This window comes from Pseudomonas sp. 1912-s, from assembly GCF_029269205.1.
Lineage (GTDB): Bacteria > Pseudomonadota > Gammaproteobacteria > Pseudomonadales > Pseudomonadaceae > Aquipseudomonas.
The window spans coordinates 1-11,761 of the sequence record NZ_JARIXR010000062.1 but is presented as its reverse complement, the minus strand read 5'-3'; the positions used below and the strand labels follow the sequence as shown (position 1 = coordinate 11,761).

General features: G+C 59.7%; 10 protein-coding genes. 5 read left to right on the top strand and 5 right to left on the bottom strand.

The window, feature by feature from the left end:
• Positions 1 to 185 precede the first annotated feature (185 nt).
• Entirely contained in the window at positions 186 to 338 is a 153-nt protein-coding gene (locus tag P3C29_RS32250; RefSeq protein ID WP_275966434.1) for a hypothetical protein, read from the top strand.
• 84 nt (positions 339 to 422) lie between these two features.
• Here P3C29_RS32250 and P3C29_RS32245 read toward each other — a convergent pair whose 3' ends face one another.
• On the bottom strand, positions 423 to 1,385 hold the full coding sequence (locus P3C29_RS32245; protein ID WP_275966433.1) for a zinc-binding dehydrogenase: 963 nt from the start codon (positions 1,383 to 1,385) through the stop codon (positions 423 to 425).
• A 138-nt stretch (positions 1,386 to 1,523) separates the two neighbouring features.
• On the opposite strand from P3C29_RS32245, the gene P3C29_RS32240 reads away from it, so the two are divergent.
• Together P3C29_RS32240 and P3C29_RS32235 are read left to right on the top strand one after the other, a co-directional pair.
• Entirely contained in the window at positions 1,524 to 3,605 is a 2,082-nt protein-coding gene (locus P3C29_RS32240; RefSeq protein ID WP_178120968.1) for a carboxy terminal-processing peptidase, read from the top strand.
• Between the two features lie 112 nt (positions 3,606 to 3,717).
• On the top strand, positions 3,718 to 5,490 hold the full coding sequence (locus P3C29_RS32235; protein ID WP_085989901.1) for a bifunctional diguanylate cyclase/phosphodiesterase: 1,773 nt from the start codon (positions 3,718 to 3,720) through the stop codon (positions 5,488 to 5,490).
• 13 nt (positions 5,491 to 5,503) lie between these two features.
• Here the strand turns inward: P3C29_RS32235 and P3C29_RS32230 are convergent, their stop codons facing one another.
• The 4 genes from P3C29_RS32230 to P3C29_RS32215 all read right to left on the bottom strand — a co-directional run bounded on the left by P3C29_RS32230 (position 5,504) and on the right by P3C29_RS32215 (position 7,825).
• Positions 5,504 to 5,875: a hypothetical protein gene (locus tag P3C29_RS32230; RefSeq protein WP_010166435.1), complete on the bottom strand. Its 372-nt coding sequence runs from the start codon at positions 5,873 to 5,875 to the stop codon at positions 5,504 to 5,506.
• Positions 5,872 to 6,210 carry a helix-turn-helix transcriptional regulator gene (locus tag P3C29_RS32225; protein WP_169385880.1) on the bottom strand — a complete coding sequence of 113 codons (339 nt, stop codon included), beginning with the start codon at positions 6,208 to 6,210 and terminating at the stop codon, positions 5,872 to 5,874. Before P3C29_RS32225 ends, P3C29_RS32230 begins: the two co-directional genes overlap by 4 nt.
• Before the next feature lie 97 nt (positions 6,211 to 6,307).
• The gene (locus tag P3C29_RS32220) at positions 6,308 to 6,763 is read right to left on the bottom strand and encodes a YkvA family protein (protein WP_169385881.1); all 456 of its coding nucleotides are present in this window, start codon (positions 6,761 to 6,763) and stop codon (positions 6,308 to 6,310) included.
• 321 nt (positions 6,764 to 7,084) lie between these two features.
• Entirely contained in the window at positions 7,085 to 7,825 is a 741-nt protein-coding gene (locus P3C29_RS32215; RefSeq protein WP_010166430.1) for an FKBP-type peptidyl-prolyl cis-trans isomerase, read from the bottom strand.
• 246 nt (positions 7,826 to 8,071) lie between these two features.
• On the opposite strand from P3C29_RS32215, the gene P3C29_RS32210 reads away from it, so the two are divergent.
• Together P3C29_RS32210 and P3C29_RS32205 are read left to right on the top strand one after the other, a co-directional pair.
• Positions 8,072 to 9,883: a di-heme-cytochrome C peroxidase gene (locus tag P3C29_RS32210; protein ID WP_275966431.1), complete on the top strand. Its 1,812-nt coding sequence runs from the start codon at positions 8,072 to 8,074 to the stop codon at positions 9,881 to 9,883.
• A gap of 30 nt (positions 9,884 to 9,913) precedes the next feature.
• Entirely contained in the window at positions 9,914 to 11,044 is a 1,131-nt protein-coding gene (locus P3C29_RS32205) for a catalase family protein (protein WP_275966430.1), read from the top strand.
• The last annotated feature ends 717 nt before the right edge of the window (positions 11,045 to 11,761 follow it).

Genomic DNA, 11,761 nt, shown 5'->3' with positions numbered 1-11,761 from the left:
ATTGAAAAACTGTTCGACTTGGCCAGTAGTGCTGACGAATGAGTCGAGCTTGTTTTTGGAAACATCAATTCCGACGAACGCAGAGTCATGGTCCATAGCGTTTTCCTCACGTCCAACCTTGCAGAATCGGGCTTTGCGCCCAGGCAACCGTTCGGACTAGTTTAGGAAGGAACCTGCTCCGACCCATGCTCACTCACGATCTCGAAATCAGAGGGCACTACGGTCTGAAGCAGGTGAAAACAATCTTACAAGGGCACACCGAGCCCAAGCGAGGTGCCGAGTGGTGGGGCAAGAGCGTTTTGCTTACTTTTGCGCTGTTCAAAAGTGAGCCGCTGTAAGAGCGGAACCAATATCAGCAACAGCCCAAATAACGGATATACACCCCGCCCAACTCAACCCCAACACAAATGATGCATCTGAAATCAGGTCAGACTCTCGTCGATCACCAACACCAGCTTCCCGGAAATCTGATTGGTCGCCAGCTCCGCAAACGCAGCCTCGGCATCCTTGATAGGAAATGTCTTGGCCAGTTGCGGACTCAAACGGCCCTCGGCAAACAACGGCCATACATGCTGGCTCAAGTCACTGAACAGGTCAGCCTTGAACTGATCATCCCGGCTACGCAACGTCGACCCCAACACCTGCACACGCTTGGCCAACACCTGCGCCAGGTCGAGCTGCGCCTCACGGCCGCCCATCAACCCAATCAACACCCAACGCCCATCACGAGCCGCAAGTTTCAGGTTCAGCGCCGCGTAGTTGCCACCCACCGGGTCAAGAATCACATCAAACGGGCCAAAATCACTCAAGCTCTCGATGCCGTCGGTACGTACCACACCGCCCTGGGCTCCCAGCGCTTCACAGTAGGCCAGGCGATCCGCCGAGCCGACGCTGACCCAGCACGGGCTGCCAAATGCCTTGCACAGCTGGATCGCCGCCGAGCCCACGCCGCTGGCGCCGGCATGCAACAACACCTTCTCGCCGGGCTTGAGGCCCGCCAACTGAAACAGGTTCAGCCACGCGGTGCTGTACACCTCAGGCAACCCGGCCGCTTCGGCCAGGGACACGCCTTCCGGCACCGGCAGCACATGACGGGCATCCACCACCACTTCTTCGGCCATCCCGCCGCCTGCCAGCAGGGCGCAAACCCGGTCACCCACCTGCCACGACGAACCGGCGCCGACTTCGCTGATCACCCCGGAACACTCCAGGCCCAGCACTTGGCTCGCGCCGGGAGGCGGAGGATAGAGCCCCGAACGCTGTAATAAATCGGCCCGATTCAGGCCCGCAGCCGCCACACGAATGCGTACTTGGCCTACATCACATGTAGGACTCGGCTCTTCTTGCCACTCCACATGACCTTCAACGCCTTGCAATGCTTTCACAGTGCCTCCATAGTGAGTCTGGACTGAGCCCGTTGCTGTAGCGCCGGGCTTTTTGCATTATGCGACCGGCCCATATGGAACCGGCGACTTCAAAGACGGCCTAATATGCGTTATCAATTGCCCCCGCGTCGAATCAGCATGAAGCATTTGTTCCCCAGCACCGCCCTCGCTCTTTTTATCGGTATCGGCCTTTTGCCGCTATCGAGCAATACGTTCGCAGCCAACAGCTGGGACAACCTTCAGCCTGATCGCGATGAGGTGATTGCGAGCCTTAACGTCGTTGAGTTGCTCAAGCGCCACCATTACAGCAAGCCGCCGCTGGACGACGCTCGCTCGGTGATCATTTACGACAGCTACCTCAAGCTGCTGGATCCCTCGCGCAGCTATTTCCTGGCCAGCGACATCACCGAGTTCGACAAGTGGAAGACGCAGTTTGACGACTTCCTCAAGAGCGGCGACCTGCAGCCCGGCTTCACCATCTACAAGCGCTACCTGGACCGCGTCAAGGCGCGCCTGGACTTCGCCATTGGTGAGCTGAACAAGGGCGTCGACAAATTCGATTTCACCAAGAAAGAGACCTTGCTGGTTGACCGCAAGGACGCTCCTTGGCTGACCACCGAAGCCGAGCTGGACGACCTGTGGCGCAAGCGCGTCAAGGATGAAGTCCTGCGCCTGAAGATTGCCGGCAAAGAGCCGAAGGCCATTCAGGAACTGTTGACCAAGCGCTACAAGAATCAGCTGGCACGTCTGGACCAGACCCGTGCCGAAGATATCTTCCAGGCCTACATCAACACCTTCGCAATGTCCTACGACCCGCACACCAATTATCTGTCGCCAGATAACGCGGAAAATTTCGATATCAACATGAGTCTGTCGCTGGAAGGCATCGGTGCCGTCCTGCAAAGCGATAACGACCAGGTGAAAATCGTGCGTCTGGTGCCGGCAGGTCCGGCCGACAAGACCAAGCAGGTCGCTCCGGCCGACAAGATCATCGGTGTGGCCCAGGCCGACAAAGAGATGGTCGACGTGGTCGGCTGGCGTCTGGACGAAGTGGTCAAGCTGATCCGCGGGCCGAAAGGCAGCGTGGTGCGCCTGGAAGTGATTCCGCACACCAACGCACCGAACGACCAGACCAGCAAAATCGTTTCGATTACTCGCGAAGCGGTGAAACTGGAAGACCAGGCGGTCAAGAAGTCGATCCTGAACCTCAAGCAGGATGGCAAGGACTACAAGCTGGGCGTGATTGAAATCCCGGCCTTCTACCTTGACTTCAAAGCGTTCCGCGCCGGTGATCCGGACTACAAGAGCACCACCCGCGACGTCAAGAAACTGCTGACCGAACTGCAGAAAGACAAAGTCGACGGCGTGGTCATCGACCTGCGCAACAACGGCGGCGGCTCCCTGCAGGAAGCCACCGAACTGACCAGTCTGTTTATCGACAAGGGTCCGACCGTGCTGGTGCGTAACGCTGACGGCCGTGTGGACGTGCTGGAAGACGAGAACCCGGGTGCCTTCTACAAAGGGCCAATGGCGTTGCTGGTCAACCGCCTCTCGGCGTCCGCTTCGGAGATTTTTGCCGGCGCGATGCAGGACTACCACCGCGCGCTGATCATCGGTGGCCAGACCTTCGGCAAAGGCACCGTGCAGACCATCCAGCCGCTGAACCATGGCGAGCTGAAACTGACCCTGGCCAAGTTCTACCGGGTTTCCGGCCAGAGCACCCAGCATCAGGGCGTACTGCCGGATATCGATTTCCCGTCGATCATCGACACCAAGGAAATCGGCGAGAGCGCCCTGCCCGAGGCGATGCCGTGGGACACCATCCGTCCTGCGATCAAGCCGGCGGTGGACCCGTTCAAACCGTACGTGGCGCAGTTGAAAACTGATCACGAAGCCCGCTCCGCCAAGGATGCCGAGTTCATCTTTATCCGCGACAAATTGGCCCTGGCCAAGAAGTTGATGGAAGAGAAAACCGTCAGCCTCAACGAAGCCGACCGTCGTGCGCAGCACACCGACATCGAGAATCAGCAACTGGTGCTGGAGAACGCCCGCCGCAAGGCCAAAGGCGAAGCTCCACTCAAGGAACTGAAGAAAGAAGACGAAGACGCGATCGCCGCCGAGCCTGATAAAACCAAGCCGGAAGATGATGCCTACCTGAGCGAGACCGGGCGCATCCTGCTGGATTACTTGAAAATCAGTAAGACGGTGGCCAAGCAGTAAATGATGGCGATTTAATGTGAACGCTCCCCGGAGTGTCATCAAATAGACATCATTCTGTCGTGAAATGAAGGACCTGCTTAAGCAGGTCCTTTTTTTTCGACCAGAGAAAATCATGACCATGACCGAACAGCTGAACGCATTGGGCTCAATCCTGGCTCAAGGCAGTTTGCACAGTCTGTTCCAACCGATCATTTCCCTGTCCGAACGACGTATCGTCGGCTACGAAGCCCTCAGTCGCGGCCCGTCCAACAGCCCGCTGCACTCCCCCATTGCACTGTTCTCCGTGGCCCGTCACGCCGGGCGCCTCAGTGAACTGGAGATGCTTTGCCGGGAAAGTGCCTGCCGGCGTTTCAGCGACCAGAAACTGCCGGGCAAGCTGTTCCTCAACGTCTCGCCTGAGTCCCTGCTGGAAACCGCCCACCAGCCCGGCCGTACCCTACAACTGCTCAGTGACTTCGGCATCCCGCCCAGCCAGGTGGTGATCGAACTGACCGAGCAAACCCCGACCGACGATTTTCAACTGCTGCAAACCGCGCTGCATCATTACCGCGCCATGGGTTTTTCGATTGCCCTGGATGACCTGGGCGCCGGCTATTCCAGCCTGCGGCTGTGGTCGGAGCTGCGCCCGGACTACGTGAAGATCGATCGGCACTTTATCGACGGCATCCACCAGGACGCCCTCAAGCGCGAGTTTGTCGGCTCCATCCTGCAAATCGCCAAGGCCTCCCGGGCACAAGTCATCGCCGAAGGAATCGAACTACCGGAAGAGCTGGCGGTGCTCACCGAGATGGGCGTCGACCTGGTGCAGGGCTACCTGCTCTGCCGCCCTCAGGAACATCCGCCGCAGGAAGCGCGGTTGATGCTGCCCAAGCCCGACAGCGCGAACGTCGCCCTGAACGACGAAGGCAGCGACCTCAGCGCCCTGCTCAACGAACAACCGGCCGTGGGCCAGCACACCGCCACGGCGCAGGTGCTGGAAGCCTTCCGCCGCCAGGCCAACCTCAACTCCCTGGCGGTGCTGGATGAGCGTGGCCATCCGATCGGTATCGTGCACCGGCACTCGTTGTCGGACGCACTGCTCAAGCCATTCGCCACCGACCTGTTCGCCCGCAAACCCATCAGCCGCTTGATGAGTGATGACTTCCTTGCCGTGGAACTGAGCCAGTCCTTGCAGCAAGTCAGCCGCCTGCTCACCAGCCGTGCACGCCAGCGGATCGAGGAAGACTTCATCATCACCCTCAACGGCGATTACCTGGGACTGGGCCGGGTGATCGATGTGCTCAAGCTGATTACCGAGCTGAAAATCCAACAGGCGCGTTATGCCAACCCGCTGACCTTGCTGCCGGGCAACGTACCGATCCAGCAGTGCCTGACGCGGTTGTTGCAGCAACAGCGTGAGTCGGTGATCTGCTACGTGGATATCGACAGCTTCAAACCGTTCAACGATATCTACGGCTATGGCCGGGGCGATGAGGTGCTGCTGTGCCTGGCGCAATGCCTGAACGACCGGGTAGACCCCAGCCGCGACTTTGTCGGGCATATCGGCGGTGATGACTTTTTGCTGGTGCTGGGGCCGCAGGATTGGCGCAAGCGGCTTAACCAGTTGCTGGACGACTTCCATACCCAGTGCCGGCGTTTCTATCGCAGCGAGCACGTGGACGCGGGGTGTTTTGTCGCGTTGAACCGCCAGGGAGTGCGCCAGGAATTTGCGTTGCTGTCGCTGTCGATCGGTGTGGTGCACTTATATCCACAGGCCTGTGGACAACTCGATGCCAGCCAGTTGGCGGAACTGGCCTCCCAGGCCAAGCACCACGCAAAAAACGTGGCGGGCTACAGCATTCATGTGATCGACAGTCTGCAGCTGGAAGAGCCGGAATCCCTGTAGCAGCGGCGTGCGCCTAAGCTTCGGCAGACTCGGGATAATCGTACTCAAACACCCGCACCACTTCCGATGCGTGCCACGACGCGGCGGCCACTCCATCGGACGGCCCGCAGAAGCGTCCAAGACGCTCCACACACTCAAAGAATCCGGTACGTGGCAGGCGGCTCGCCCCCTGGCTGATCACCAGGGAACTGCGCAGCGGCTGGTCCGCCTTGGCATCCAGCGCCGCCAGGTGTTCCAGCGCGGCCGTCAGGGTTTGCATGGCTGGCGTGGGAAATTGCAGGCGCTCCAGCAAGGCGCGGTACGTCAAGAGGTGGCGCTGTCGGCGCGCCTGGTCAAGTTCGTTGATTAACCCATCCCAATGTTGACGGCTGATGCGTACGCTCACGTTTCGTCCCTCCAACCTGCAACGCCCAATTCCCAAGCCAGGCTGCGGCGGATGGCAGCGTCCGGCTGGCGTTCACCACTTTCGATCAAGCCCAGGTAAGACGGGCTGATGCCCACTGTGCGTGCCAATGTCTCGATGGCCAGGCCCTTGGCCTCGCGCAGGCTTCGCAGCTGCTCCAGAGGGCGCAGATCCGGTTCGGCAGCGGTTTGGCTAATGGTCGAAGCAGGAGGTGTCGGCTGTTGTTGACCGGCGGCTTTTAGCAGCGCCTGGTACTGAGCCCATGGCAGAACCGCGTACTCGGGTTCGCCATCCTTTGTAATTATCTGAATATCCATGACTGCCCCGTAGGATCACAACACTTACTTCGTAAGTACTTTCCTTAGGAGTGTAATCCTAACAGCCACAAAGAGCGCAGGGGGATATTCGCAAGGTTCAGTTTTTTTGCGGATTTTCTTGAGCGAGCAGCTGAGGCGTCGCAGGAAGGCGCTCAACCACTGCGAGCTTTTCGGGGCGCTGACGCTCGCGCCAGGCACGAAAAGCGCTCAGCTCGCCGTCCAGGGTCTTCATGACCCACGCCAGCACGGCAATGTCATCGAGCATGCCGAACACCGGGATAAAGTCCGGGATCGCGTCAATCGGGCTCAGGAAATACATCAGCCCCGCCACCACCGAAATCAGCGCCTTGGGGCTGATGGCCCGGTACTCGCCGCGCCAGTAGGCCAGGCACAACGCCTGCAGCAGCTTGAGGTCGTCCTTGAGCTTGCCCAGCCGGTTGCCCTGGCTCGAACCTTTGGCCGCCACCGCGAACAGCAGCGTAGGCAGGCGCCCGCGGCCGAGCAGGCGAGCGGCCATCGGCAGGAAGCGGGTGAAATTAAACGGCGCTTTCATCGTCACTCCAGTTCCAGGCGACAGAAAAGGTTATCCACACAAATTGTGGATAACCTTGTGAACAGAGCCCATTTTCCAGCCTGAAAGCCACGTAATACAAGGCCTACAGTCAGATCGGGCGTTTTTTGCGCACATAAAAAAAACCCAAGAATTCATTGACTTGAAGTTGATCTGCGTCTACCCGTGCTCGAGTCTTTTATCAGACTGCTCTAGACCGCAGGGGTTCGGTTGGATGCGGCCTGGATTCAACTGGAAAAGTTATGCACAGGCCAGAAACAACAACGCCCCGTCGAGACGGGGCGTTGTATGTTCAGACGCTGATTACTTCTTGGCAGCAGGAGCAGCCGGTGCGTCAGGAGCGTCGGCCTTGGACGGATCCTTGATGGCCAGCAGTTCCAGGTCGAATACCAGCACGGAGTTGGCTGGAATCGCCGGGCTCGGGCTCTGGGCACCGTAGGCCAGGTCGGACGGGATGTACAACTCGACCTTCTCGCCAACGTGCATCAGTTGCAGGCCTTCGACCCAACCTGGGATCACGCCGCTGACCGGCAGGTCAATCGGGCTGCCGCGATCCACGGAGCTGTCAAAGGTGGTGCCGTTGGTGAGCTTGCCGGTGTAGTGAACCGTCACGACGTCGGTAGGCTTGGGCTGGGCACCGTCCGCTTTCTTCACGATCTTGTATTGCAGACCGGAAGCGGTGGTGACAACGCCGTCTTTCTTGGCGTTTTCTTCGAGGAATTTCTTGCCGGCGGCTGCCGACTCTTCGCTCATCTTGGCCATACGTTCTTCAGCACGCTTCTGCAGTGCGGCGAACGCCTCGACCAACTCGTCGTCTTTCAGCTTCTGTTCTTTCTTGCCGACGGCATCTTCGATGCCTTGGGCTACCGCTTTGGAGTCCAGGTCATCCATGCCTTCTTGAGCAAGGCTTTTGCCCATGTTCAGGCCGATACCGTAGGAAGCTTTTTGCGCCGGGGTTTTCAGCTCTACGCTGGTTTGCGAATCACAACCCGCAAGTACCAGGCTAACCAGGGCCACCGCCGCCGCCAACCGATGCTGTTTCATGCTATTTCCTTGTTCGTGTGCCAAAAGGGCATTCGAGTAAAGTCGCGAGCTTATCAGGCGGCCACGACCAATGGCTACCGGCATGTGAGCAGGAAACTTCTGATAAGTTCACGTGTTTAAAAGCATTTTCATTCATTCTATGGCTCTGCAACGGAAGGCAGGACCGCTGGAACCAGACTCATGGCCACTTGCCGCACTGGTGGCCTGATGGCATAAGAACGACACAACTCGACAAGGATAGTTATCTTGCGCATTTTTTCCCGTGTTTTGCTGATGATTTTCATACTGCTGGGGCTGATCCTGGCGGTGGTGCTCTATTACGTGGTCAACCCGAAGCTGCCGGTTTATGTGCCGGTGGAACAGGTGCACTACCAGGACCAATGGAGCGCCGCAGATCGCCAGACGTATTACTTCACGCCCCAGGGCACCCAGGTCAAGGGCCTGCGCTATGACTGGTTTACGGCACTGGAACTGCCGTTCTCCGAGCAGCGTTTCGCCACGCCCGAATACCTGGCGCGCTTCGGTTTCCTGGTAGACCCAAAACAGGTGCCCACTGCGCAGAACCCCGGCAACCTGCCGGTGGGTTTCGCCCGGCATACAAACCCCGGCAGCCGTGATGAGTTCCTCGACATCACCTGCGCCGCCTGCCACACCGGCCAGTTGAATTTCAAGGGCCAGGGCCTGCGTATCGACGGCGGCCCGGCGCAACATGTGTTGCCGTCCAGCGTACCGACGCTGCGCGGTGGCAGCTTCGGCCAGGCGCTGGTGGCCAGCCTCACCTCGACCTACTACAACCCGTGGAAATTCGAGCGTTTTGCCCATACCGTCCTGGGACACGACTACAACGACCAGAGCAAAGCGCAACTGCGCCAGGACTTCAAAAAGTCCCTGGACAACTTCCTCAAGGTTGCCTGGAACGACACCCACCGAGGCCTCTACCCTACGGAAGAAGGCCCGGGCCGTACCGACGCCTTTGGCCGCATCGCCAACGCGAGCTTCGGCGACGCCATTTCCCCGGACAACTACCGCATCGCCAACGCCCCGGTGGACTACCCGCAACTGTGGGACATCTGGACCTTCGACTGGGTGCAATGGAACGGCTCGGCCCAGCAGCCCATGGCCCGCAACATCGGCGAAGCCCTGGGCGTCGGCGCCACGCTGGACTTCTTCGACAGCGCCGGCCAGCCGCTCAAGGGCGATGCGCGCTATCCCTCCAGCGTGCGGGTACGCGACCTGAGTACCCTCGAAGAAACCCTGAAACGCCTCAAGCCGCCGACCTGGCCGGAAGACCTGTTCGGCGCCATCGACAAACCACTGGCCGCCCAAGGCCGCGCACTGTTCGCGGAAAACTGTGCCGGCTGCCACGTGCCGGCGGTGTCCCAGGTCGATGGCCGCCCCGTGCGGCAACTGAAAATGCTCCCGGTGGAGGTGATCGGCACCGACCCCAATACTGCCAACAATATCGCTGACCACCGCTTCGACCTCAGCGCCCTGCAATGGGACCCGGCGGAGCTGGCAAAAATGAACGTCGAGCTGCACCCCACGCCCACCGAACCGCTGGACTTGCGCAGCCTCTCTTCAGCCAAAGGCCTGGCCTACATCACTGCCTTTGTCGAAGACCACGCCTACCGCGCCGCCGGCGTGACGCCCGCCGAACGTCCTCAACTGGACGGTTTCGGCCTGCCCATCGGCGTGCGCGAACTGCGCGCCTACAAGGCTCGGCCACTGGCCGGGGTGTGGGCGACGCCGCCGTTCCTGCACAACGGCTCGGTGCCGACGATCTACCAATTGCTCTCGCCCCAGGACGAGCGCAGCCCGACCTTCTATAAAGGCACCTTTGAATACGACCCGCGCCACCTGGGCTATCAAACGGCAGCGTTCCCCAACGCCTTCCTGTTCGATACGCGCGTCACCGGCAACCACAACAGCGGCCATGAATTCCGCGCGGGGCAACGTGGCAACGGAGTGATTGGCCGAGGCTTGCTGCCCCAGGAACGCTGGGCGCTGCTGGAATATTTGAAAGTGCTGGGCGGCCCGCTGGAACAGCAACTGCCCTGACCCACCGACTTCGCAGAAAAGGATTTTAAAATGCTCGCTCGACTTTGGCTGCGCCTCGGCGCGTTTCTCGGCAAGACCGTGTTATGGCTGGTGGGCCTGGGGCTGCTGGGCTGGTTGCTGTCCACCCTGTGGTTCAGTTGGCAGCACAGCGGCCCGGTGTCGCCGGATGAACAGATTCCCCCGGGGGAAGCGGCCATGACCCAGGGCATCATCCAGACCGCGGTGCGCATCGTTGATCAACACCGCGAAGGCACGCGCTACCTGCGGGATGCGCATGCCAAGGCCCATGGTTGCGTGAAGGCCGAGGTCAGCGTACTGCCGGACCTCGACCCGGCCCTGCGCCAGGGTGTATTCGCCGAGCCGGGCAAGACCTGGCAGGCGATGATGCGTCTGTCCAATGGCAATGCGTATCCGCAGTTCGACAGCATCCGGGACGCCCGGGGCATGGCGATCAAGTTGCTGGACGTGCCGGGCAAACAGTTGCTGGCGGATCAGCAGGCGCGGAGCGAGCAGGATTTTGTGATGTTCAGCCATCCGAACTTTTTTGTCAGTGATGTGGCGGAGTACGCGCAGAACATTTCGGCTCAGGCTGATGGCAAGAAAGTCATGGCGTTTTTCCCCGGGGTGGATCCGCGCAGTTGGCAGGTGCGGCATCTGTTTATCGCGCTGGCGACGTTGGCGCCACCGCCGGTGAGCCCTGTGCAGACGACTTACTTTTCGGTGTCGCCGTATAAGTTTGGGACGGCGAATGCGAAGTTTCGAGTGGCGCCGGATCCCCAGGGTTGTCCTGCGTATGTGCTGCCCAAGCAGAACCAGGACCTGCCGAACTTTTTGCGCAGTGCGTTGAATCAGCAACTGTCCAACGACCGGGTGGCGGCGTGTTTTGTGTTGCAGGTTCAGCGGCAGAATCCGCAGAAGTTCATGCCGATCGAGGACACCAGCATTGAATGGAAAGAGAGTGATGCGCCGTTTGAGACGGTGGCCAAGGTGGTGATTCCGGCGCAGGATTTTGATACACCCGAGTTGAATCTGGCGTGTGATAACCAGTCGTTCAATCCGTGGTTTGGGGTGGAGGCGCATCGGCCGATTGGGGGGATTAATCGATTGCGCAAGGCGGTGTATGAGGCGGTCAGTGATTATCGGCATAGCCGGAATTTGTAGTGCCCTGGGGTTGGGAGCATATCCGTTATTTGGGTGATGGCTGGTATGGGTTCCGCTCTTACAGCGGCTCACTTTTGAAAAGCGCAAAAGTAAGCAAAACGCTCTTGCCCCACCACTCGGCACCTCGCCTAGGCTCGGTGTGCCCTCAGCTCCGGTATTACTACGCGGGCCGCCGCGACGGGGCGTCCCTGCCCCGTCGCGGCTAAACCGGCGTCCTGCCGGTTTACCCGCTCCGTACTACCTGCGTTCGGCCAGCGTGGTTTAACGGGGCGCCCAAGATCAAGATCAAAAGCAGATCAAGAACACAGCGGCCTACAGGCCGGCTTGAGTGGTGTGGAGCAAAGGCAACATCAAGATCAAAATCTACAGCGGGCACGGTCAACTGTGGGAGCTGGCTTGCCTGCGATAGCATCGCCTCGGTGTACCTGAAAAACCGAGGTGTCTGCATCGCAGGCAAGCCAGCTCCCACAGAAAAGCAGTGCTGCACCAGTTTCAGATTTGGTTTTCGCTTTGGCTTTGGCTTTTGATCTGGCTTCTACCACTCAAGCCGGCCTGTAGGCCGCTGTGCTCTTGCTTTTGATCTTGATCTGACTGCCCCAATAAGCCCGAGGCCGAACGCAGGGATTGAGGAGCGGGTAAACCGGCAGGACGCCGGTTTAGCCGCGACGGGGCAGGGACGCCCCGTCGCGGCGGCCCGCGGAGCAATGCCGGAGTGAG

What these genes read in the sequence shown, in the direction of transcription:
- P3C29_RS32240 (WP_178120968.1), top strand. Translation starts at nt 1,524, where the DNA reads ATGAAGCATTTGTTCCCCAGCACCGCCCTCGCTCTTTTTATCGGTATC.
- P3C29_RS32235 (WP_085989901.1), top strand. Translation starts at nt 3,718, where the DNA reads ATGACCATGACCGAACAGCTGAACGCATTGGGCTCAATCCTGGCTCAA.
- P3C29_RS32220 (WP_169385881.1), bottom strand. Translation starts at nt 6,763, where the DNA reads ATGAAAGCGCCGTTTAATTTCACCCGCTTCCTGCCGATGGCCGCTCGC.
- P3C29_RS32205 (WP_275966430.1), top strand. Translation starts at nt 9,914, where the DNA reads ATGCTCGCTCGACTTTGGCTGCGCCTCGGCGCGTTTCTCGGCAAGACC.
- P3C29_RS32225 (WP_169385880.1), bottom strand. Translation starts at nt 6,210, where the DNA reads ATGGATATTCAGATAATTACAAAGGATGGCGAACCCGAGTACGCGGTT.
- P3C29_RS32250 (WP_275966434.1), top strand. Translation starts at nt 186, where the DNA reads ATGCTCACTCACGATCTCGAAATCAGAGGGCACTACGGTCTGAAGCAG.
- P3C29_RS32215 (WP_010166430.1), bottom strand. Translation starts at nt 7,825, where the DNA reads ATGAAACAGCATCGGTTGGCGGCGGCGGTGGCCCTGGTTAGCCTGGTA.